18 protein-coding genes are annotated in these 22097 nt (G+C 73.6%); 5 read left to right on the top strand and 13 right to left on the bottom strand.

Annotation, left to right across the window (positions count from 1 at the left end; translation table 11 throughout):
• Positions 1 to 22: 22 nt before the first annotated feature.
• The 9 genes from RVR_RS00175 to RVR_RS00215 form a co-directional block, all read right to left on the bottom strand.
• The gene (locus RVR_RS00175; protein ID WP_202238269.1) at positions 23 to 1015 is read right to left on the bottom strand and encodes a LacI family DNA-binding transcriptional regulator; all 993 of its coding nucleotides are present in this window, start codon (positions 1013 to 1015) and stop codon (positions 23 to 25) included.
• 254 nt (positions 1016 to 1269) lie between these two features.
• On the bottom strand, positions 1270 to 2613 hold the full coding sequence (locus tag RVR_RS00180; RefSeq protein WP_202231821.1) for an ABC transporter substrate-binding protein: 1344 nt from the start codon (positions 2611 to 2613) through the stop codon (positions 1270 to 1272).
• 73 nt (positions 2614 to 2686) lie between these two features.
• Positions 2687 to 3580: a carbohydrate ABC transporter permease gene (locus RVR_RS00185; RefSeq protein WP_237405188.1), complete on the bottom strand. Its 894-nt coding sequence runs from the start codon at positions 3578 to 3580 to the stop codon at positions 2687 to 2689.
• A 48-nt stretch (positions 3581 to 3628) separates the two neighbouring features.
• On the bottom strand, positions 3629 to 4564 hold the full coding sequence (locus tag RVR_RS00190) for a carbohydrate ABC transporter permease (RefSeq protein ID WP_202231822.1): 936 nt from the start codon (positions 4562 to 4564) through the stop codon (positions 3629 to 3631).
• 881 nt (positions 4565 to 5445) lie between these two features.
• Positions 5446 to 6354, bottom strand: coding sequence for an SAM-dependent methyltransferase (locus RVR_RS00195; protein WP_202231823.1), 909 nt, complete (start codon positions 6352 to 6354; stop codon positions 5446 to 5448).
• A 215-nt stretch (positions 6355 to 6569) separates the two neighbouring features.
• Complete coding sequence (locus RVR_RS00200) at positions 6570 to 7673, bottom strand: NAD(P)-dependent alcohol dehydrogenase (RefSeq protein ID WP_202238271.1); 1104 nt, start codon at positions 7671 to 7673, stop codon at positions 6570 to 6572.
• Positions 7674 to 7683: 10 nt separating this feature from the next.
• On the bottom strand, positions 7684 to 9087 hold the full coding sequence (locus RVR_RS00205; protein WP_202231824.1) for an aldehyde dehydrogenase family protein: 1404 nt from the start codon (positions 9085 to 9087) through the stop codon (positions 7684 to 7686).
• 4 nt (positions 9088 to 9091) lie between these two features.
• On the bottom strand, positions 9092 to 9889 hold the full coding sequence (locus RVR_RS00210; RefSeq protein WP_202238272.1) for a (5-formylfuran-3-yl)methyl phosphate synthase: 798 nt from the start codon (positions 9887 to 9889) through the stop codon (positions 9092 to 9094).
• Between the two features lie 152 nt (positions 9890 to 10041).
• On the bottom strand, positions 10042 to 10623 hold the full coding sequence (locus tag RVR_RS00215) for a TetR/AcrR family transcriptional regulator (protein WP_202231825.1): 582 nt from the start codon (positions 10621 to 10623) through the stop codon (positions 10042 to 10044).
• Between the two features lie 89 nt (positions 10624 to 10712).
• Here RVR_RS00215 and RVR_RS00220 point away from each other — a divergent pair, with 89 nt between their 5' ends.
• Positions 10713 to 11594 (top strand): SDR family oxidoreductase, encoded by an 882-nt coding sequence (locus RVR_RS00220; protein WP_202231826.1) that lies wholly within the window; start codon positions 10713 to 10715, stop codon positions 11592 to 11594.
• A gap of 121 nt (positions 11595 to 11715) precedes the next feature.
• Complete coding sequence (locus RVR_RS00225) at positions 11716 to 12162, top strand: aldo-keto reductase family protein (RefSeq protein WP_202231827.1); 447 nt, start codon at positions 11716 to 11718, stop codon at positions 12160 to 12162.
• 30 nt (positions 12163 to 12192) lie between these two features.
• Here the strand turns inward: RVR_RS00225 and RVR_RS00230 are convergent, their stop codons facing one another.
• The 4 genes from RVR_RS00230 to RVR_RS00245 form a co-directional block, all read right to left on the bottom strand.
• Entirely contained in the window at positions 12193 to 13110 is a 918-nt protein-coding gene (locus RVR_RS00230; RefSeq protein ID WP_202231828.1) for a LysR family transcriptional regulator, read from the bottom strand.
• A 4-nt stretch (positions 13111 to 13114) separates the two neighbouring features.
• Positions 13115 to 14326, bottom strand: a complete 1212-nt coding sequence (locus RVR_RS00235; RefSeq protein WP_202231829.1) for a glycine C-acetyltransferase — start codon at positions 14324 to 14326, stop codon at positions 13115 to 13117.
• Positions 14327 to 14433: 107 nt separating this feature from the next.
• Positions 14434 to 15462 carry an L-threonine 3-dehydrogenase gene (gene tdh / locus RVR_RS00240; protein WP_202231830.1) on the bottom strand — a complete coding sequence of 343 codons (1029 nt, stop codon included), beginning with the start codon at positions 15460 to 15462 and terminating at the stop codon, positions 14434 to 14436.
• 96 nt (positions 15463 to 15558) lie between these two features.
• Positions 15559 to 16908 carry an aspartate aminotransferase type Ic gene (locus tag RVR_RS00245; protein WP_202231831.1) on the bottom strand — a complete coding sequence of 450 codons (1350 nt, stop codon included), beginning with the start codon at positions 16906 to 16908 and terminating at the stop codon, positions 15559 to 15561.
• Between the two features lie 286 nt (positions 16909 to 17194).
• On the opposite strand from RVR_RS00245, the gene RVR_RS00250 reads away from it, so the two are divergent.
• The 3 genes from RVR_RS00250 (at position 17195) to RVR_RS00260 (ending at position 21820) form a co-directional block, all read left to right on the top strand.
• The gene (locus RVR_RS00250) at positions 17195 to 17362 is read left to right on the top strand and encodes a hypothetical protein (RefSeq protein ID WP_202231832.1); all 168 of its coding nucleotides are present in this window, start codon (positions 17195 to 17197) and stop codon (positions 17360 to 17362) included.
• Positions 17363 to 17501: 139 nt separating this feature from the next.
• Entirely contained in the window at positions 17502 to 17900 is a 399-nt protein-coding gene (locus RVR_RS00255; protein WP_202231833.1) for a PPOX class F420-dependent oxidoreductase, read from the top strand.
• 563 nt (positions 17901 to 18463) lie between these two features.
• Positions 18464 to 21820, top strand: a complete 3357-nt coding sequence (locus RVR_RS00260; protein WP_237404481.1) for a lectin — start codon at positions 18464 to 18466, stop codon at positions 21818 to 21820.
• Positions 21821 to 22097 lie beyond the last annotated feature (277 nt).

Below are 22097 nucleotides of genomic sequence, written 5' to 3' on the forward strand. Positions count from 1 at the left end.
GTCGGTCGGCCGCGGGTGCGGCTCAGCGCGTGCTGCGCGGAGGGGCGGTGCTGGCGCGGGTGACCAGCCGGGTGGGCACCAGCGTGGTGCCGGTCGCCTCCTGGTCGTTGCGTATCTGCGCCAGCAGCTCTTCCACGCAGCGCCGTCCGACCTCGGAGAAGTCCTGGTGGACGGTGGTGAGCGGGGGCAGGAAGGAGCCGGCCTCGGGCAGGTCGTCGAACCCCACCACGCTGATGTCCTCCGGGACCCGCAGCCCGTGCTCGTGCAGGGCCCGCAGGAGGCCCAGCGCCATCTGGTCGTTGGCGACGAAGACGGCGGTGCAGTCGGGTTCCTCGGCGAGCTGGAGTCCGGCCCGGTAGCCGGAGTCGGCCGTCCAGTCGCCGCGCAGCGGTTCGGGCACCTCGCGGCGCCGGGACTGGAGCGCCGAGCGCCACGCCTCGACCCGCCGCTCCGCGGAGTAGGAGTCCGCGGGGCCGGCGACGTGCCAGACCGTGTCGTGTCCGAGCTGGAGCAGGTGCTGGACGGCCGCCTGCGCGCCCCCGACCTGGTCGGTGTCGACCACGCGGTAGCGGTCGCCGGCGTTGGAGTCGGCGACGACGGCCAGGGCTCGCGGCGGCAGCGTCACCGTGGAGGCGTCCAGCAGGTGGGCCTCCATCAGCATGATGATGCCGTCGACGGCGAGTTCTCCCATCCGGGTGAACGCGCCGCGCACGCTGTCCTGGGTCGCCGCGGCGACCGGCAGCAGCGTGATGGCGTACCCCTCGGCCGCGGCGGAGGTCGCGATGGCCTCCAGCGTGCGGGTGTTGCCGGTGGTGGAGATGTTGAACAGGATGACGCCGATCGTGTGGAACCGGCCGCTCTTGAGGGCCCGGGCGGCGGAGTTGGGCCGGTAGCCCAGCTCCTTCATCGCGGCCAGCACCTGCTGGCGGGTGGCGTCGACCACGCCGGGCGCGCCGTTGGACACCCGGGAGACGGTCTGCGCGGAGACCCCCGCGAGCCGGGCCACGTCCGCCATCGACGCGCTGCGGCGCCGCCGCTGGGCGGTGGCCGGCCCGGGCCGGAGCCGAGCGGTGTCGCCCTGCTCGGCTGTTTCGCTGTCGGTCACTTGCTGCCTGCACCTTCGCCCGCTGGCCGGGCTCTTACGATGGCCGATGCCACAGTCTACGGATGGCGCCGTCGCCGGGCCGGGGCGGCTTCCCCGGCGCCGGGTCCGGCTGCCGCGGGGACCGCCCGTCAGGCGGGCCCCGCGGCACCCTTGCTGAGCGGGCGTCACTTGACGCTGAAGCCCTGTTCCTTGCCGTAGGAGATCGACTTGTTCTGCCATGCCTCCAGCGCGGAGGTCAGCGGCGTGCCCGAGGTGTACGCCTTGCCGACGGAGTCGTTGAAGACGGAGTTGGCGTAGACCTGGTAGGGCAGGTAGGACCAGCCCGGCAGCACGTCCTTGGCGGACTGGGCGAAGACCTTGTTGGCCTGCTGGCCGCCGAAGTAGGCGAACTTCTGGTCCTGGAAGGACGCGGAGTCCAGGTCCGCGGTGGTGGCCGGGAACGCGCCGTTGGAGATCCGGGTCTGCACGCCGGCGCCCTGGTTCGCGTACTGCAGGAAGGCGTAGGCGAGGTCCTTCTTGCTGCTGGCCTTCATCACCGCGAGCGAGCTGCCGCCGTTCTCGGCGCTGGCGTTCGCGCCGGCCTGCCACTGCGGCAGCGGGGCCACCCGCCAGTCGCCGGCCGCGTCCTTCACGCCGGAGGCGAAGTTGGCCGGCATCCACGCGCCGGTGGCCAGGGTGGCGATGGTGCCGTCGCCCAGGCCCTTGTACCACTGGTCGGTCCAGCCGGTCACCGGCGCGAGCAGGTGCTCGGAGATGAGCTGCTGCCACACCTTGGTGTAGGTGGCGGTGCCGGAGTCCTTCGAGAAGTCGATCGAGACGTTGCTGCCGTCGACCGAGTAGGGCTTGCCGCCGGCCTGCCAGATGAGGCTGGTGGTCTCGCCGGCGTCACCGGTGTCGTTGGCGATGTACGCCTTCGGGTCGGCCTTGTGCAGCTTGCGGGCGTCGTCGAGGTACTGCTCCCAGGTGGTGGGCACCGGCAACTTGTACTTGTCGAAGACCTTCTTGTTGTAGAACAGCGCCATCGGACCGGAGTCCATCGGCAGCGCGTAGACGCCGCCGTCGACGTTGACGGAGTTCCACGGCCCGGTGGAGTAGGTGCTCTTGAGGTCCTTGGCGCCGTAGCCGCTCAGGTCGGTGAGGGACTTCGACAGCGCGAACTGGCCGAGCGCGTAGTACTCGATCTGCGCGACGTCAGGGACGCCCTTGCCGGCCTCGACGGCGTTCTGCAGCGCCGTGTACTGGTCGTTGCCGGTGCCGGCGTTGACCAGGTTGACGTGCACCTTCGGGTACTTCTTCTCGAAGTCGGTGACGACCTGCTTCAAGGTGGGCTCCCACGCCCAGACGGTGATCGACCCTCCCTTGGCCAGCGCGGACTGGACGTCGGAGGCCGAGGTCTTGTCGCCGGACGAGCCGGAACCACCGGACGAGCCGCAGGCGGCCAGACCGACCGAGGCGGCGCAGAGCGCGGCCACCATCCCCGCGAAGCGGGAGAGGGACGAGGTTCTCATTGATGTCACTCCGTTGTGCGTGATGAGGGTGCTGAAGCGTGGAACGTGGTGGTCCGGAGCGGCCCGGGACGGGTCACTCCTTGACGCTCCCGGCGGCCAGGCCGGACTGCCAGTACCGCTGGAGGAGGAGGAAGGCCGCGATGAGCGGGATGATCGTCAGCAGCGAGCCGGTGATCACCAGGTTGAAGACGGGCTGGCCGCCGGCGGTGGCGGCCTGCGCGTTCCAGGAGTTGAGGCCGATGGTGAGCGGGTACCAGTGCGGGTTCTTGATCATGATCAGCGGCAGGAAGTAGTTGTTCCAGGTCGCGACCACGGTGAACAGCAGCACCGTGACGATGCCGGGGGCCAGCAGCGGCAGCGCGATCCGGAAGAAGGTGCGGATCTCGCCCGAGCCGTCCATGCGGGCGGCCTCCAGCAGCTCGTCGGGGATCGCCTCGGAGGCGAACACCCACATCAGGTAGAGGCCGAAGGGGGAGATCAGCGACGGGATGATCACCGCCCAGGGGGTGTCGGTCAGCCCCAGCTTGCTGAACATCAGGAACGTCGGGACGGCCAGCGCCGCGCCGGGCACCGCGACCGCCCCGATGACGACGGCGAACACCGCCCGCTTGCCGGAGAAGTCGAACTTCGCCAGGCCGTACCCGCCCAGGACCGCCAGGAACGTCGCGCCGCCCGCGCCGACCACCACGTACAGCAGGGTGTTGAGCAGCCAGCGCACGAAGATGTGGTGGTCGTAGGTGAGCGTCTGGTGGACGTTGTCCCACAGCGCGAAGTGGCCGCTGAACCACAGGCCGAAGGAGTCCATCAGCTTCGGCTGGGTCTTGGTGGCGTTGATGAACAGCCAGGCCAGCGGGATCAGCGTGTACAGCACCACCAGGGCGGTGAGCACGGTCATCAGCACGCTGCGCCGCGGCCGGTCGGAGGAGTAGGCGCGCCGCTGGGCGCGGCTTCGCGCACGCAGGGGCACCTGCTGCTGGTGCCGGCGGCGGACGGCGGCGGTGTCGGCGGCCACGGTTCAGTTCTCCTTGCGCATGCCGCGCAACTGCACGGCGTAGGCGACGATCATGGTGACGATCCCCATGAGGATCGCGACCGTGGCGGCGTAGTTGTGCTGGCGGCCGCCGAAGGACAGCGAGTACGTGTAGAGGTTCGGCGTGAAGAAGGTGGTGATCGCGTTCGGCGCCAGGCTCTTGAGGATGCTCGGCTCGTTGAAGAGCTGGAAGCTGCCGATGGTCGAGAAGACGGTCGCGATCACCAGCGCGCCGCGGATCGCCGGGATCTTGATCGAGCGGATGACCCGCCACTGGCCGGCGCCGTCGATCGCCGCGGCCTCGTACAGGGAGGAGGGGACCACCCGCAGCGCCGCGTAGAAGATCAGCATGTTGTAGCCGACGAACTCCCAGGTGACGATGTTGCCGATGCTCACCAGCACCCAGTGCGGGCCGAGCGGGTCGGGGATCGAGGTGTGCAGGTGGTCGTTGATGCTCTGCACCAGGCCGAACTGCTTGCCGTACATGAAGCCCCACATGAGGGTGGCGACCACGGCCGGCACCGCGTAGGGCAGGAAGATCGAGATCCGGAAGAAGTTCCTGCCGTACAGCCGCCCGCTGTCCAGGGCCAGCGCCACCAGCAGCGCGATGCCGAGCATGATGGGCACCTGCACGACCAGGAACAGGCCGACCCGGCCCAGGCCCGACCAGAACTCGTGGTCGTGCAGCGCCTGGGTGTAGTTGTCCAGGCCGACGAAGTGGTTGCCGCCGATGAGCTGGTTGCGGTACAGGCTCAGGTAGATCGAGTAGCCGATCGGTGCCAGGAAGACCAGGGCGAACACCGCCACGAAGGGGGCGACGAAGCCCCAGCCGATCCAGCGCCTGCTCCGCGCGGGCCCTCTCGGGCGGGAACGCGCGGGCGCCGGGCCGCTCCGCGCCGTGGCGGGTGCACTACTGGCCATGTCGAAATCCCCTGACGTCTTAGCAGACGAACGTGTCCGTCGTCGCACGCCGATGGTTACGCAACCATTGCGCATCTGGCAAGCCTTGACGGTGGGGAGAATTTCCCCATACGACGCATAGCGGACAAAATCCGTGGCATTCTCATCCGCGGAGGCGTCCTGGCGGCCGCAATCGGGGCCTGCGCACCGCCGACGAGGGGCTTCGCGCGCCCTCGCCCGCTCCGACCCGGGGCCCGACACACGATCAGCGCGGGACCGCCGGCGGGCGGCCGCCGACCGGCGCACCGCGCCGGGGGCGACAACGTCCGAGGTCACAGGGCACGGCGGCGCCCTTTCGGGGTCGGGACGCGATGCGGTGCCACCGTAATGGTTGCGTGATCATCGCGACGCGGCATCCGGCGGCGTATTTCGGTGTGTGCGCCGCCCGGGGAGGAAAAGGGGGGTGGGATCGACATCGTGACGAATACCGGGGACAGCGCCCGAATGTGGCGGAGTGTCATCGCGGAATGCGGCCCGCCCCGCACGGGCAACGGCCCGCCCGCACCCGAAGTCACGCCCGGACGAGGGACGTTGCCCCCGCGCGGCCGCGGCCGGGGGTGAAATCGGGGGTGCGGGCGAGCCGTTGTCCGATGGTGTTTGCGCAATCATTCCTATTTGCCGCCGCCCCGCCGCGTGCAGCCGGCACCGACCGGTTTCCGGCGGCCCGGGCGGAGTCCCGCCGCGCGGGGCGCCGGATGCGCGGGCCCGTGGGAAGCGCTCGGTTTCCGGTCGGGTTCCTCGGCGGAATCGGCGTCCGTTGGGTGGTCGTACGGCAGTGGCGCCCCGGTCGGAGCGCCGCCTCAGGTACGCGGCCTCAGGTACGCCGCCTCGGCTGAGTCGCCTCAGGTACGCGGCCTGGTCGCGAACACCCAGCGGTTGCCCTCCAGGGCGTCGTTCGGCTCGGGCAGCGGACCGCGGCCGTGCTCGCGGCTGAACTCGAAGGGCGTGCGGACGGACGTGGACCAGCCCATGGCCGCGAGGGCTCCCGCGGAGTCGGGGCGCGGCTCCCGGTCGAAGAGGGTGAGCAGGTCGATGCCGATCTGCCGGTTCGTCGCGACGTACAGCGGGCTGGTGCGGTACTCCAGCAGGTCCGGTTCGAGCTTCACCTCGAACGCGAGGGCGCTGCCGGGGGTGGTCAGGCGGTCCACGGTCTCGATGAGGAAGGTCTCGGCGGCACCGGGCAGGTAGAAGAGCAGGCCCTCGGCGAGCCAGACGCTGGGAACGGCGGGGTCGAAGCCGGCACCGGTCAGCGCCGTGACCCAGTCACCGCGCAGGTCGGTCGGGACGGGGACGCGGGTGGCCCGCGGGGTGGCCGCGAGGCCGGCCAGCACCCGGTGCTTGAAGGCCAGCACGCCTTCCCGGTCGAGTTCGAAGATCGCGCAGTCCGCCGGCCAGTCCAGCCGGAAGGCGCGCGAGTCCAGCCCGGCGCCGAGCAGGACCACCTGGCGGGCGCCGCCGGAGTGCACCGAGCTGAGCAGGAAGTCGTCCAGGACCCTGGTGCGCAGCCCGAAGTAGCGCGCGAACCGCCCCCACAGCGGGTTCGTGTCGCCGTCCGGGACCTCCCCGATCCGGACCGGCCATCCGGCGCAGGCCGGCGCGGCCCGCACGAAGTGCTCGGCGTAGACGTCCTGGGCGAGGCTGTCCAGGCGGTGGGTCTCGATCGCGCGGGCGGCGGCGACCAGGAGTGCCGTCAGGCCGACGCCTCCCTCGACGTCTTCCCCACCGGTTTTCCGAAGTGCCGTGCTGACCATGTGTCTCCTTCAGGTGTGCGGGGATGCTCTGGGCGGGCCGGCAGGACGGCGCGCCCGCGGTGGGCCGGTGAGCGGGGCGGGTGCGGGGGCCGGATGGCGGGTCGGGCGGCGGGGCAGGTGCGTGCTCCGGGCGGTGGGAGGGACGGATGCGTAGTGCGAGCGGCGGGGCGGTGGGCGGGGCGGATGCCTGGTGCGGGCGGCGGGGCGCCGCGGTGTCACCGGCCCGCGCCCTGCGGGATCAGGACCGGTTTGACCACGCGTCCCGCGTCGCAGTCGCGTTCGGCGTCGTTGACCGCGGCGAGCGGGTAGGTGCGGATGAGTTGGTCGAAGGGGAAGCGGCCGGCCTGCCACAGGCCGATCAGGCGCGGGATCAGCACGCCCGGCACCGCGTCCCCCTCGCAGATGTGGGAGATGCGCCGGCCGCGGTCCAGTGCCCCCACCTCCAGCGGCAGCGGGCTGTGCAGCCGCGCCACCAGTCCGAGGTGGCCGGTCGGGCGCAGCGCCTGGAGCGCGTCGTTGATCAGCCGGGCCGAGGCGGTGGTGTCCAGCGCGTAGGCCGCGCCGCCGTCGGTCAGCCGCCGGAGGCGGGCGGCCAGGCCGGCCGGCGCGGCCGGCACCGGGACCGCTCCCAGCCGCTCGGCCGACGCGAGCCGTTCGCGGTGCCGGTCGACGGCGACCACCGTGGCACCGGCCGCGGTCGCGGCCATCACCGCCGCCAGGCCGACCGCGCCGGCGCCGAGCACCACGACGCTGTCGCCCGGGCCGGCCCGGAAGGTGTGCAGGACGGCGCCCGCGCCGGTCAGGAACCCGCAGCCGAGCGGGCCGAGCAGTTCGACCGGCAGCGCCGGGTCGACGCGCACCGTGTTGCGCGCGGCGACCACCGCGTACTCGGCGAACGCGGACTGGCCGAACCAGCGGGGCGCCAGCGGGCCGCCGGCCGCGTCGGTGAACCGGCCCGCGTGCTCCCTGCGGCCGCCGAAGAGGTTGAGCGCGGCGAAGGAGTCGCAGTAGGCGGGGGCGCCGGCCGCGCAGGTGCGGCAGCGCCCGCAGGAGTCGAAGCTCAGCACCACGTGGTCTCCGGGGTCCAGTCCGGTGTCCGGGCCGCCGGTCTGCACCACGACGCCGGAGCCCTCGTGCCCGAGCACGGCCGGCAGCGGGGAGCGGCCGGCCGACCCCCGCACCGCGAGGTCGGTCCGGCACATCCCGCAGCCGGCGATCCGGACCAGGACCTCGCCGTCGGCCGGGCCGGTCCGCAGCACCACCTCCTCCACGGCGAAGGCGCTGTCGTAGCCGCGCAGCACCGCCGCGTCGAACGTCAGGGCCACCCGCCTACACCTCCGCCGGCCGGTGCACGACGAACGGCCGCAGGTTGCCGTAGAGGCCCCAGGGTCCGCCCGCCACGCCGACGCCGCTGTCCTTGGCGCCGGCGAACGGCTGGGCCAGGGAGAGTTCGGCGTGGTGGTTGATCCAGGCCGTCCCGCACTCCAGCCGGTCGGCGACCGGCTCGGCCCGGTCGGGGTCGGCGCTCCAGACGGAGCCGCCCAGGCCGAACCCGGTGGCGTTCGCCGCGTCCACCGCGTCGTCGAGGTCGCGGTAGGCGAGTACCGGCAGGACCGGGCCGAACTGCTCCCCCGTCACCACCGCGCTGGTGGGCGGGACGTCGGCGAGGACCGTCGGGGCGTGGAAGTACCCCGGCCGGTCCAGCCGGTGGCCGCCCGCCGCGGCCCGGGCGCCATCGGCCAGCGCCCGGGCCGTGACGTCCTCGACGCGGGCGAGCTGCGGGGCGTTGTTGACCGGCCCGAGGCGCACGGCCGGGTCGAGTCCGCTGCCGACGGTGACACCGCGGGCGCGGGCGGCGAGGGCTTCCACGACGCGGGGGTAGAGGCGGGCGGGGGCGTAGACGCGTTTGACGGCCATGCAGATCTGGCCGCAGTTGCGGAAGGCCGCCCAGAACAGCCGGTCGGCGATCGCGTCGACGTCCACGTCGTCGAGCAGGATCGCCGCGTCGTTGCCGCCCAGTTCCAGGGTGACCCGGGCGAGGGACGCCGCCGCGCCGGCCGCGACCGCGCGCCCGGTGGCGACCGACCCGGTGAACGTCACGTGACGGATGCCGGGGTGGGAGGCGAGCCGCGCGCCCAGTGGCTCGCGGCCGGTGACGACGGTGAGCACGTCCTCGGGCAGCGCGCCGGACAGCACCGACGCGAGCATGCGCGTGGCCAGCGGCGTGAACGGGGAGGGCTTGAGGACCACGGTGTTGCCGGCGGCGAGGGCGGGCGCGAGTTTCGCCGAGGCGAGCTGGAGCGGGAAGTTCCACGGGACGATCGCGGCGACGGGGCCGAGCGATCGCCAGCGGACCTCGCTGCGCACCGGGCGGCCGTCCGTGATCGGCTGCGGCTCGGGGGCCGGTTCGGCGAAGTACCGCAGCCGCGCCGCGGTGCGGGCGACCTCGGCGAGCGCCTCCGCCAGCGGCTTGCCCTGCTCCCGGGTGAGCAGCGCGGCGAGGTCCGGGGCGGCCGTGTCCACGGCGTCGGCCGCCGCGCGCAGGGCGGCGGCGCGCGCGGCGTCGTCGTCGCGCCAGCCGTGCCAGGCCGCGCGGGCCCGGGCGACGACCGCGTCCAGTTCGTCGGGGTGCTGGTCGGGGGCCTCGTCGAACGCCTCGCCCGTGGCCGGGTCGAGGACCGCGAAGCATCCCGCGCGGGGCCCGGCGGTCCGGCCGGGGGGGTAGGTCGTCACGCTGTCAGCCCGCCGCGGCGACGGTGGCCGCGTGCTCCCGGGCGTGCCGGTTCATCTCGGCCCGGAAGGCGGCCACCAGCCGTGGCTGAATCCTTCCTGCGTTGCGGTCCCCGCCCTCGCAGACCGCGCCGCGCACGCCCACGATGTCGGTGCCGATCCGGGTCAGCGCGCCGAGGTCGCCGACCTTGACGCTGCCGGCGAGGGCGGCGAGCATCCCGCCGTCGTGGGTGCGGCGGACGAAGTCGGCGCAGACGTCGGGCGGCAGGTGGTCGAACAGGCCCGTGCCGTCCTTGATCGCGGTGTCGAGCATGGCCGCGTCGCAGCCGGCGCGGCGGGCGACGTCCGGCAGGGCGAGCGGGTTGACGCAGCCGATCCGGTGCGCGTCGGCGTATCCCGAGGCGACGACGAACGCCTCGGGCCGGTACTCCTTCACGGCCCGCACGACGCCGCGCATGACGTCGACGGCCTGGTCGGGCGTGGTGCACCCGTAGAGGCCGACCTTGATGTAGGACGCCCCGGAGACGACGGCGCCGAGCGCCGCCTGGGCCACGGTGCCGGGCTTGTAGGGCACGTCGCCCACCGTGGCGGACACCGGCTTGTCCGCCGGGACGGCCTCGCGGATCTCCCGGATCACCCACGGGAAGTTGGCACCGAGCGATCCCTCGTCGGGCTTCTTGACGTCGACGATGTCGAGGTGTTCGGCCGCCCTCGCGCAGTCGAGGGCTTCCTCGACGCCGTCCGGGGAGATGAGCAGCAACAACGCGGACTCCTTCGGTCGCACGGTCCACCCGCCGCACGGCATCCCGTGCGGCCTGCTCATCATCACCACGCCGCGCGGCCGGGCGGCAGAGCGCTCGACGCGCGTACGGATCACTTCCCCGCCGGCCGCGCGCCGCCCGGCGCGCCGTCCACGCCGTCATGCCCGGCGCACGGGAGCACGCCCCGCGCAGGCGTTCAGCCCAGCGAGGCGGTCGCGGCGCGGAGGTCCTCCAGGGCGGACAGCACGTGGGGGGCGAGACCCTCGGCGGCGTCGTCGCCGTCGGCCGCGGACCAGCGGGCGTAGCCGCGTTTGAAGGCGAGGACGCCCAGCTCGCCGGCGAGGTGGGCGGTGGGGTCGGGGACGCCGCGGGCGACGAGGGCGGCGGTCATGGCGGCGGCGAGCCCGACGCTCTTGAGGGCGTCGCGCTCCTGGAGTTCGGTGCTGGCCGCCACGGCCGCCTTGATGCGCGGGCCGAGTTCGCGGTTGGCCGGGCCCATGGCGCCCGACGCGCGCTCCAGGCCGGCGGCGACCGCCTGGAGCGGGGTGGCGCCGGCGGGCGCGTCGGTGATGCCGTCGGCCAGCAGCCGGCTTAGCGTCTCCTGCCCGGCGACCAGCAGTTCGCGCTTGTCGGAGAAGTGCCGGAAGAAGGTGCTCTTGGTGACGCCGGCCCGCTCGGCGATCTGCGCCACCGTGGTCGCGTCGTACCCCTGCTCGGTGAACAGGTCCACGGCCGCGACGACGAGTCGCTCGGTCGCGCCTGGTTGCCATCTCGCCATGGCACCCAGCTTAGGTGAGGGGACCGTTGTCCCGTCACGGTGTACTGTCGATGACGGGACAAGTGTCCCATCACCTTCAGGGAGAGCTCATGCACGTCTTCGTCACCGGCGGCACCGGCACCATCGGCTCCGCCGTCGTCGCCGAACTGCTCGGCAACGGCCACACCGTCCTCGCACTGGCCCGCTCCGACGGCTCCGCGCAGACCCTTGAGCGCGCGGGCGCCGAGGTGCTGCGGGGTGACCTGGCGGACCTCGACGCCCTGCGGTCCGGCGCCGCGCGGGCCGACGGGGTGATCAGCCTGGCGTTCGGCCGCAACTACGGGAGCGCGGACGCGCTCGCGCAGGCCATGGCCGAGGAGGGCGCCGCCCTCGACGCGCTCGGCCGGGAGCTGCTGGGCAGCGACCGCCCGATCGTCACGGTGTCGGGCACGCCCTGGGTGCCGGGGCGCGCCTCGACCGAGGCCGACCCGCTGCCGACCGACGGTCCGGTGGGGGGCCGGGGCCGCTCGGTGACCGCCCTGCTCGACCTCGCCGAGCAGGGTCTGCGCAGCTCCGCGGTCCGCATGCCGCGCACCGTCCACAACGAGGGCCGGGGCGGGTTCGCCGGCATCCTGGTCGACGCGGCCCGCCGCACCGGTGTCGCCGGCTACCCCGGCGACGGCACCCAGCGCTGGCCGGCCGTGCACGCCCTCGACGCCGCGGCCCTGTTCCGGCTGGCGCTGGAGTCGGCGCCGCCCGGCACGTCCTGGCACGCGGTCGACGACGAGGGCGACGCCGTACGGGACATCGCGGCCGTCATCGGCCGGCGGCTCGGCCTGCCCGTCGAGCAGGTCCCGCAGGAGGACTTCGGCCCGTTCGGGCCGATCTTCGCGATGGACCAGCCCGCGTCCAGCGCCCACACCCGCGAGGCGCTGGGCTGGAAGCCGAGGCACCCGCGGCTGCTGGAGGACCTGGAGAACGTCGGGGCCTGACCCGGCGGCCGCGCGGGCGCGGGCACGGGCTTGAACCGGCGGCTGCGCGGGCGCGAGCCTGCACCCGCGATGACGCTGGGAGGCGCCGGGCCGCCCGCGGCTTCCTCTGGGGGGAGATCCGGTGGCCTCGTCCGACCGGCGCGCGGCCGGCACCCGGCTGCCCTTCGCCCCGCCCCCGCCGGGGCTCGGCACCGCACGTCCGGGCGAGCTGTTCGAGGAGGTGACCGAGCAGGACGCGGCGGCGACGCTCAGGGCCGCCGAGGCGGTCGGCGACCGGCTGGCCGACCCGTCCGACGACGCGATGTTCCCCCACCGTCCGGTGCCCGCCGACACGCTGGCCCGGGCCCGGCGCTGCCAGGAGGTCTGCGCGCGGTTCGGGGTGCCGTTGCCCGCGGCGGCGGTGCGGTTCCCCTCCCTGCACCCGGCGGTCACCTCGGTCGTCGTCGGCTGCCGCTCGGCGGCCGGGGTGGCGGCGAACGCCGAGGCGGCCCGGCTGCCGATCCCGGACGAGCTGTGGCACCGGCTCGCCGACGAGGGATACGTGCCGCGGCGGCTGCTGGCCGGGTAGGCCGGGGCCCGGGGTGGGCGGGAGCCGGGGTCAGCCGGCGGGGCGGATCACGTCGGCCGCCGCCTGGAGCTCGTCGAGGACCGGGCGGATCAGCGGGTGCTCCTCGGCGCCTCGCCGTACCGCCGCGAACACCCGGCGCGTCACGGGGCTGCCGGCGACCGGCCGGACCACCACGTCCGGCAGGTGCACGCCGCGCAGCGCCGAGCGCGGCACCAGGGCGACGCCGGCGCCGACGCCGACCAGCGCGGCGACCGCCCTGAAGTCGTCGGAGGAGTGCGCCACCCGCGGCTGGAAGCCGGCCAGTTCGCACGCGAGCGTGACCACGTCGTGGCAGGGGTTGCCCGGGTAGGGGCTGACCCAGGACTCGTCGGCGAGGTCCCGGACCTCGACCCGTTCGCACCCGTCGAGGCGGTGCCCGCGCGGCAGCACCGCGTCGAAGGGCTCCGCGTACAGGGCGGCCCGGGACAGCCGCCGGTCGTCGTCGCGCGGCGCGCCGCGGTACTCCACCGCGACCGCCACGTCGGCGTGCCCGTCCAGGACCATCGCCAGGCTCTCGTCGCCCTCGGCGTCGCGCACCCGGACCCGGATGCCGGGGCAGGAGACGGCGAGCCCGGCCATCGCCCGGGCGAGCACGGTGGCGATGCCGGTGGCGAAGGACGCCACGGTCACGGTGCCGGCCACGCCGCCGGCGTACGCGGCCAGTTCGGCCTCGGCCCGCTCAAGCTGGGCGAGCACGGTGCTGCTGTGCGCGACCAGGATCTCGCCGGCGGCGGTGAGCCGCACCCCGCGCCCGTCGCGCACCAGCAACCGGTGGCCGACCTCGGCCTCCAGCGCCGCGAGCTGCTGCGAGACCGCGGAGGGGGTGAGGTACAGCGCGGCGGCCGCGGCGGTCACCGTACGGTGGTCCGCCACGGCCCGCAGGGTACGCAGTCGGCGCGTGTCGATCACCTGGTCATCCTGCCAGGGACTCCCGGGCGGCCACGAACGCGCCGACCGCCCGCTCGACGTCCTGCGCGGAGTGGGCCGCGGAGAGCTGCACCCTGATCCGGGCCCGGCCGTGCGGCACCACCGGGTAGGAGAAGCCGATCGCGTAGACGGAGTGCTCCAGCAGCAGGTCGGCCAGCCGCCCGGCCCGCTCGGCGTCGCCGACCATCACCGGCACGATCGGGTGGTCGCCGGGTGCGAGGTCGAATCCCTCGCGCGCCATCCGCTCCCGGAACAGCGCGGTGTTCTCCCGCAGCCGGGCCCGCAGCCTCGGGCCGGGCCCGGCCGGGGAGTCGTCCTGGAGCAGGTCGAGCACCTTCAGGGAGGCGGCGGCGATCACCGGCGCGAGGGAGTTGGAGAACAGGTACGGGCGGGAGCGCTGGCGCAGCAGCGCCACGATCTCGGCGCGGGCGGCGACGTATCCGCCGGAGGCGCCGCCGAGGGCCTTGCCGAGGGTGCCGGTGAGGATGTCGACCCGGTCGGTCACGCCGTGCAGTTCGGGGGTTCCGCGCCCGCCGGGGCCCACGAAGCCGACCGCGTGCGAGTCGTCCACCATGACCATCGCGCCGTAGCGGTCCGCCAGGTCGCAGATCTCGTCCAGCGGGGCGACGTAGCCGTCCATGGAGAACACGCCGTCGGTGACGACCAGCCGGCGGCGCGCGCCGCCGGCCTCCTTCAGCCGCTGCTCCAGCTCGGCCATGTCGCGGTTGGCGTAACGCAGCCGGCGGGCCTTGGACAGCCGGATGCCGTCGATGATGCTGGCGTGGTTGAGGGCGTCGGAGATCACCGCGTCCCGCTCGTCCAGCAGCGTCTCGAAGACCCCGCCGTTGGCGTCGAAGCAGGAGCTGTACAGGATCGTGTCCTGCGTGCCGAGGAACGCCGACAGCCGCGCCTCCAGTTCCTTGTGCACCTCCTGGGTGCCGCAGATGAAGCGCACGGAGGCCATGCCGTAGCCCCAGCGGTCCAGCGCGTCCTTGGCCGCGGCCACCACGTCGGGGTGGTCGGCCAGGCCGAGGTAGTTGTTGGCGCAGAAGTTGAGCACCTCGCCGGGGCGGCCGCCGGCGGTGACGTCCACCGTGGCGCTCTGCGGGGTGCCGATGACCCGCTCGGGCTTGTGCAGGCCGGCGGCGCGGATCTCGTCGAGGGTGGCGCGCAGGTCCGCGCGGACGGAGTCGAACATCGGGGTCTCCTCAGGGCGGGTGCAGGGGCTGGTGCGGGGGGGCGGGTCCCGGCGCTCGGCTCTCGGCTCTGGGCTCTCGGCTCTGGGCCGGGGCCGGGGTCGGGGGGTCAGGCGGTCCAGTCGAGGATGACCTTGCCGCAGCGGCCGCCCGCCGCCTCGTCGAACGCCTCCTCGAAGTCCTGGTACGGGTAGCGTCCGGTGATCACCGGGCTGAGGTCGAGGCCGCCTTCGAGCAGCACGGACATCGCGTACCAGGTCTCGTACATCTCCCGCCCGTAGATCCCCTTCAGGGTGATCATCGAGGTCACGACGCGGGCGACGTCAACCGGGAACTCCTCCGAGGGCAGCCCGAGCAGGGCGATCTTGCCGCCGTGGGTCATGTTGGCCACCATCGTGCGCAGCGCCTCGGGGCGGCCGGACATCTCCAGGCCGACGTCGAAGCCCTCGCGCAGCCCGAGCGCGCGCTTCCCCTCCTCGACACCGGAGGTGCGCACGTCCACCGCGAGGCTCACCCCGACCCGCTCGGCCAGCCGGAGCCGGTACGGGCTGACGTCGGTGATCACCACGTTGCGGGCGCCGGCGTGGCGCGCGACGGCGGCGGCCATGATGCCGATCGGCCCGGCGCCGGTGATCAGGACGTCCTCGCCGACGAGCGGGAAGGACAGCGCGGTGTGCACGGCGTTGCCGAACGGGTCGAAGATCGCGGCGACGTCCGGGTCCACCGGTACCCGGTGCACCCACACGTTCGCGGCCGGCAGGGTGACGTACTCGGCGAAGGCGCCGTCCCGGCCGATGCCGAGGCCGACGGTGCTGCGGCACAGGTGCCGGCGGCCGGCCAGGCAGTTGCGGCAGGTGCCGCAGACCAGGTGGCCCTCGCCGCTGACCCGGTCGCCCGGGGAGATGCCGGTCACGCCGGGTGCCACGTCCACGACGTCGCCGACGAACTCGTGCCCGAGCACCAGCGGGGTGCGCACCGCCTGTCGCGCCCACCCGTCGTACGCCCGGATGTGCAGGTCGGTGCCGCAGATGCCGGTGCGCAGCACCTTGATCAGCACCTCGCCGGGGCCGAGGACGGGCTCGGGCACGTCCGCGAGCCACAGGCCGGGCTCGGCCTTCGCTTTCACCAGTGCTTTCACGGCGGGCTCCTGGACCTCGCGGGGATCGCCGCGACACGTCCGCCGTGGCGGTCCCACCTTGGCCGTCCGCGCGGCGCCGGGTCCATCGAGGGTTTCTTAAGCCCGACCCAAGCTGGGCTTCATGATCCCCGCGGTGCGGGCCGGCGCGGCGCGATCAGGCAGGGCCCCGCCGGTCCGCTCACGCGTGTGCGGCGGCCGGTGCCCGTACCCGACCAGCCGGACGCACACCGCCAGGCCGCGCAGTGCCTGTTCCAGTTCCGGCAGGGACGGGTAGCTGGGGGCGATGCGGATGACGGCGTCGCGCGGGTCGTCGCCGTAGGGGTGGGTGGCGCCGGCCGGGGTGAGGGCGATACCGGCGTCGGCGGCGCGGCGCACGACCTCCTTGGCGCAGCCGTCGGGCACCTCCAGCGTGACGAAGTAGCCGCCGTCCGGGTCCGACCACGTGGCGAGGCCGGTGCCGCCGAGGCCGTCGCGCAGGCAGCGCTGCACCGCGTCGAACTTGGGCCGCAGCAGGGCGCGTTGGCGTTCCATGTGGGCACGGACGCCCTCCGCGTCACGCAGCAGGAGGGCGTGCCGAAGCTGGTTGACCTTGTCGGGGCCGATCGAGCGCTTGGCGCTGTGGCCCAGCAGCCACGCGACGTTCGCGGGCGACGCGCCGAAGAAGGCGACGCCCGAGCCGGCCGCGGTGATCTTCGAGGTGGAGCCGAAGACGAGGGCGCGGTCCGGGTGGCCGCTCGCCGCGCAGGCCGCGAGGAGGTCGGCCAGTTCGGCGGGCCGGTCGGTGAGGTGGTGCACCGCGTAGGCGTTGTCCCAGAAGATCCGGAAGTCCGGGGCCGCGGTCGGCATGGCGGCGAGCCGGGCGACGGTCGGCGGGGCGTAGGTCACGCCGGACGGGTTGCTGTACCGGGGCACGCACCAGATGCCCTTGACCGCCGGGTCCGTGGCGGCGAGCCGCTCGACGGCGTCCATGTCCGGACCGCCGGCGTCCATCGGCACCGGGAGCATCTCGATCCCGAACCGCTCGCACAGTGCGAAGTGCCGGTCGTAGCCGGGCACCGGGCAGAGGAACTTCACGGTGCCCTGGTCCACCCAGCGCGACGACGCGCCCGGCAGCACGCCGAGCAGCGCGTGCACGAGGCAGTCGTGCATCAGCTCCAGGCTGGAGTTCCCGGCGGCGATGAGCTGCGGCACCGGCACCTGGAGCAACTCCGCGAAGATCTCGCGCAGTTCGGTCAGCCCGGCGAGGCCGCCGTAGTTCCGCACGTCGGTGCCGTCGGCCGCGTGCCGGCGCTTCCCGGGCAGGGCGAGCAGCCCGTCCGACAGGTCCAGTTGCTCGGGCGACGGCTTCCCGCGCGTCAGGTCGAGCCGCAGCCGGAGCGCCTTCAGCGCGGCGTACTCCTCCCGGGCGCGCTCGAACTCACCGGCCGGTGTCAGGGTGCTGGTCATCTCGACGGTTCCTCGGTGGTGCGGAGGCGGACGGGTCGGGTTCGGGTCGTCGGCCCCCACCCTCGCAGAGGCCCGCACCGGCGGGCGAGCCGTTTTCCGGGCCGGTACGGCGCGGACGGCGGGCAGGCGGTGCGCGGCTGCGGGCAGGCCGGTGGGGATGCGCGGCTGCGGGCGGCGGCGCGGCGGATCGTGCGGGGCTGCGGGCGGGCCGGTGGGCCGGTGGGCATGAGGGCCGCCGCGGTCATACCGTGGGAGGTGTACCCACTTCCACCGGGAGGTGAGCGGGATGGACAAGCCCGCGGACAAGGACAGGAAGGCGCGGCAGGCCGCGAAGGACGAGCGCCGGGAGGACACGGGCGCCCAGGAGGCGCGTGAGGCGCCGGACCGCGGTGACGAGGAGCTCGTCGAGAACGAGGACCACTCGATGGAGTCGCTGAGGCGCGACGACCGCTGAGGGCGCGGCGCCCGCGGCGCTCGCCGCGGCGCGCCGCCGCTCCCGGCCCGGCGGCCGGCCCGAAGACGGCCATGGCGGCCGAGGACGGCCGGGGACGGCCGGGGACGGCCGGGGCGGAACCACCGAACCAGAGGCAGCGATGAGCGACACCCGTTCCCCGTTCGCACGCTTCGCCCGGCAGAAGACGATCCTGCTGACCACGTACCGACGCGACGGCACACCGGTCGGCACCCCGGTGAGCGTCGCCGTCGACGGGGACCGCGCGTACGTCCGCACGTTCGGCGCGGCCTGGAAGGTCGGGCGGCTGCGGAACGACCCGCGCGTGCGGATCGCACCGTCCACCGTCCGGGGCCGGCCGACCGGACCCGCCCTGGAGGCGCGCGCGAGGCTGCTCGAAGGCGCGGAGGCCGACCGCGCCGCGAAGGCGCTCGCCCGCAAGTACCCCTTCATGCACGGCGTCCTGGTCCCGTTCGTGCACCGTCGCAAGCACTGGGCGACCCTGCACTACGCCCTCACGGCGCCGGAGAGCGGCGCGTAGGGCCTGTCCGGCGGATCGTGCCGGTCGAGCTCGCGGCGCCCGGTGCCGTGCATCGCGGGGCGGAGAAACATCCTCGTACCGGGTCGTACGTGGGTGATTCGGCACCGCAGGGAGGTGCGGTGCCGGGCGCCGTGAGCCCGGCAGGATCCGCCGGACAGGCCCCAGGGCCGTAGGGCGGGAACACGCCCCGCCGGCCCGCCCGGCCGCGCACCGCGAGGGGCGCGCGGACGACCGCGACACGCGGTCCGACCTGAGCCGGAGCACGCGGCGCGCCGCCTTCCGGGCGCTGCGCGACACGCCCTGAGGGGGCGCGCGGGGCGGGCGCGACGTGAGTGAAGATCGCTCCGCGGTCATTGACACGCCCTCAGGGTCCGCGCTCTACTCATGCCTCGTGCAGATTGGCAACGTTGTCAGTTTGTGGAAACGACGCCGCTGTCGATCGAGGACGCCATCCGTCCCTGGCACACCCCTGTGTGACGCACGTATCGCGGAGGCAACCGATGGTCCCAGGACGGCGCCCCGACGGGTCCCGTTTCACCAGCAGATTCCGTCATCGCCTCGCCGTGGTGTCCCTTCTGGGCATCGCGGCGCTCCCGATCCAGTCCCTCGCCGGCGCCGAGGCGGCGTCCGGCCCGCAACTCGTCGCGGACCCGGCGGCGTTGATCAACCCGCTGATCGGCACCTCGGGTGCCGTCAACACCTTCCCCGGCCCGGACATGCCGTTCGGCATGATGCAGTGGGGTCCGGACACGACCCCCGACCGGACGCAGGGCGGCGGCTACGAGTACAAGGACAGCAAGATCTCGGGCTACAGCCTGACCCACGTCTCCGGTCCCGGCTGCGACGTCGCGGGCGACGTGCCGATCCTGCCGGTGACCGGCGCGCTGACGGGCAACCTGTCCGACCTGTCCTCGCAGTTCAGCCACGACGACGAGCAGACGGGCGTCGGCTACTACGGCGTCACCGACTCCGCCGGGATCAAGACCGAGTTGACCGACACCACCCGGGCGGGCCTGGGCCGCTTCACCTTCCCGGCCGGTGCCCAGTCCAACCTGCTGCTGAAGCTGAGCAGCGGCGCCTCGCAGGTGGACGGCACCCGGGTGCAGGTGGTCAGCGCCAACGAGGTGAGCGGGTCGGTCGACAGCGGCCACTTCTGCGGTGCGTCCAACCGCTACACGCTGCACTTCGACATCAAGTTCGACCAGCCGTTCACCGCCAGCGGCACCTGGGTCGGCAGCACCGTCAACCCCGACGCCACCAAGCTGAGCGAGGGCCGGCCGCAGCAGACACTCGCCACCCACGCCGACACCCCGCTGCACGAGCAGCACTTCACGGTGCCCGGCACCGCGAGCCCGAAGATCCACCCGAGCGGGAGCTCCGGCTCCTCCTCGTCGGCCTCCCCCTCGGCCTCCCCGTCGGCGAAGGGCGGCTCGGCAGCGCAGGACTCCGCCACCCCGTCGGCGGCGAACCCGCCCGTGACGGGCGCCAACGGCATGTACCTCACCTTCGACACCGCGAAGAAGTCGACCGTGACCGCGGCCGTCGGCATCTCCTACACCAGTGACGCGGGTGCCGCCTCGAACCTCAAGTCCGAGGTCAAGGGCTGGAACTTCGATGCCATGCGGCAGGCCAACCACACCGCGTGGAACGCCGTCCTGGACAAGGTGCGGATCGGCGGCGGCAGCCACGACCAGCAGGTGCAGTTCTACACCGCGCTCTACCACGCGCTGCTGCACCCGAACGTCTTCTCCGACGACGACGGCCAGTACATGGGCATGGACGACCAGGTCCACCAACTGGCCAAGGGCCAGAAGGCCCAGTACGCCAACTACTCGGGCTGGGACACCTACCGCTCCCAGACGCAGCTCATCGCGATGGTCGCGCCGCAGCAGACCGGTGACATCGTCACCTCGATGCTCAACGGCTACGACCAGACCGGTCTGCTGCCCAAGTGGGCGTCGAACAACGGCGAGAGCTACGTCATGGTCGGCGACCCGGCCACCTCGATCATCGCCGACGCGTACGCCTTCGGGGTGCGCAACTTCGACACCGCGCACGCGCTCTCGGCGATGGAGCACGAGGCGACCGTGCCGAACCAGGACCGCCCGGGCGAGGCGGTGCGCGACGCGAAGGGCTACCTGCCGCTGGACGGCACGTACTCCTGCTGCAACTTCTACGGCCCGGTCTCGACCCAACTGGAGTACGACAGCGCGGACTACGCGCTCGCGTCCTTCGCCAAGTCGCTCGGCAAGACCGCGGACTACACGAAGTTCGCCACCCGCGCGCAGGACTGGATGAACGTCTTCAACCCGCAGACGGGCTACCTCCAGGCCAAGAACTCCGACGGCCAGTTCGCCGGCGGCTTCACCCCGGGCACCTCGAACGGCTTCGTGGAGGGCACGTCGGCGCAGTACACGCCGATGGTGCCGTTCAACCTCCAGCAGCTTGTCACCGCGCGCGGCGGCACCGCGGCCTACGGGTCGTACCTCGACGGCCTGCTCGACGACATCGCGAACCCGTCGGGCACCAACGCCGACCTGAGCAACGAGCCGAGCCTGGAGATCCCCTGGGAGTACAACTACCTGGGGCAGCCGTGGAAGACGCAGGCGGCCGTGCGCGAGGCGCAGCAGGACCTCTACTTCAACGCGCCGGTCGGCTCGTTCGGCAACGACGACCTCGGCGCGATGAGCTCCTGGTACGTCTGGTCGTCGCTGGGCATGTACCCGGAGACGCCGGGCACCGACACCCTGGTGCTGGGCAGCCCGGTCTTCCCGGTCGCGAAGGTGACGCTCGGCAGCGGCAAGCAGGTGGCGATCAACGCCCCCCAGGCCGCCACGAACGCGCCGTATGTGCAGTCGCTCGACGTCAAGGGCAAGGCGTGGCAGCAGTCGTGGCTGACCTTCGACCAGTTCGGGAAGGCGGGCACGCTCGACTACTCCCTCGGCACGTCGCCGAACACCAGGTGGGGCGCGGCGGCCGGCGACGTCCCGCCGTCCGACACCACCGGCGGCGGGCGGGTGCTGGCCGCGACCGGTCCCAGCAGCGACGGCCTGATCGTGGCGCCCGGCGGCTCGGGCGACGCCACCTTGCAGCTCACCAACCTCGGCGACAAGGCGGTCACCGCGGACTGGACGGCCACCGCGCCGTCGGGGGTCACGCTCGGCACCTCCTCGGGCACGGTCACGGTGCCGCCCTCGGGCAGCGCGCAGGCCCAGGTCCCGGTGACCGCGGGTGACTCCGAGGGCACGTACGCCGTGTCCTTCGCGGTGACCGACCACAGCGGCGGCGCGGCCCTCGCGAACGCCTCGCTGCGGGTGTCGGTCGCCAAGCCGGGCGAGCTGTGGCCGTACGAGACGAACGAGGGCGTCTACCCCGACGCCGCGCACTTCTCCGGCGGATTCGACGACGGCGGCTGGGCGTACTCGCAGGACGCGCTCGCCGCGTCCGGGGTGACCAGCGGCGCGAAGGTCAGCGCCGACGGCCTCGACTACACCTGGCCGACCATCGCCTCGGGGCAGCCCGACAACCTGGAGGTGGCGGGCCAGACCCTGCCGCAGCCGGCGGGCACGCAGGGCGCGTACCTCGGGCTGCTCGGAGCGGCGGCCAACGCGCCGACCGACGGCAGCGGCGTGCCGGGCGCGCTGACGGTCACCTACACCGACGGCAGCACCACGAAGGCGACGGTGACCTTCTCCGACTGGACCCTGAACGGCGGCGGCAGCAAGCCGGTCGCGGGCGACACCACGGCCGTGACCACCGACTACCGCAACACCGCCAGCGGCGGGAAGGACGGCGTCAAGGCGTACGTCTTCGCGGTGAAGGTGCCGCTGGACGCGTCGAAGACGGTGGCGTCGGTGACGCTGCCGGTGACCGGTGCCTCGGGCACCGTCCACCTCTTCGCGGTCAGCTTCGGCGGATGACCGGACGCACGGTGTCCGGGTGATCCGACCCGGACACCGTCGGACGCCGGGCGCGCTCCCTTCCTCAGGGGCGCGCCCGGGCGCGTTCCGGCCCGCCCCCTCACGGCCCCCTCCTCACGGGCCCCTCCTCACGGGCCGGACCCGGCCGGCTCGCAGCGCCTTCCCCCTCCCCCACCGGCCGGCCCCGGCCGTGCCGGGCTTGCGGGGGTGCGACCAGCGGCTACGGTGGATGGGCGGATGCCTGTCGCGGGCACCGCGCGGGGCAGCGTGGTGTGGC

Source organism: Streptomyces sp. SN-593 (genome assembly GCF_016756395.1).
Lineage (GTDB): Bacteria > Actinomycetota > Actinomycetes > Streptomycetales > Streptomycetaceae > Actinacidiphila > Actinacidiphila reveromycinica.

Bases quoted from the DNA above. Each gene is read 5' to 3' on its own strand.
- RVR_RS00175 (WP_202238269.1), bottom strand. From the start codon at position 1,015: ATGGCGGACGTGGCCCGGCTCGCGGGGGTCTCCGCGCAGACCGTCTCC.
- RVR_RS00180 (WP_202231821.1), bottom strand. From the start codon at position 2,613: ATGAGAACCTCGTCCCTCTCCCGCTTCGCGGGGATGGTGGCCGCGCTC.
- RVR_RS00190 (WP_202231822.1), bottom strand. From the start codon at position 4,564: ATGGCCAGTAGTGCACCCGCCACGGCGCGGAGCGGCCCGGCGCCCGCG.
- RVR_RS00195 (WP_202231823.1), bottom strand. From the start codon at position 6,354: ATGGTCAGCACGGCACTTCGGAAAACCGGTGGGGAAGACGTCGAGGGA.
- RVR_RS00210 (WP_202238272.1), bottom strand. From the start codon at position 9,889: ATGCCGTGCGGCGGGTGGACCGTGCGACCGAAGGAGTCCGCGTTGTTG.
- RVR_RS00215 (WP_202231825.1), bottom strand. From the start codon at position 10,623: ATGGCGAGATGGCAACCAGGCGCGACCGAGCGACTCGTCGTCGCGGCC.
- RVR_RS00220 (WP_202231826.1), top strand. From the start codon at position 10,713: ATGCACGTCTTCGTCACCGGCGGCACCGGCACCATCGGCTCCGCCGTC.
- RVR_RS00235 (WP_202231829.1), bottom strand. From the start codon at position 14,326: ATGTTCGACTCCGTCCGCGCGGACCTGCGCGCCACCCTCGACGAGATC.
- RVR_RS00245 (WP_202231831.1), bottom strand. From the start codon at position 16,908: ATGACCAGCACCCTGACACCGGCCGGTGAGTTCGAGCGCGCCCGGGAG.
- RVR_RS00250 (WP_202231832.1), top strand. From the start codon at position 17,195: ATGGACAAGCCCGCGGACAAGGACAGGAAGGCGCGGCAGGCCGCGAAG.
- RVR_RS00255 (WP_202231833.1), top strand. From the start codon at position 17,502: ATGAGCGACACCCGTTCCCCGTTCGCACGCTTCGCCCGGCAGAAGACG.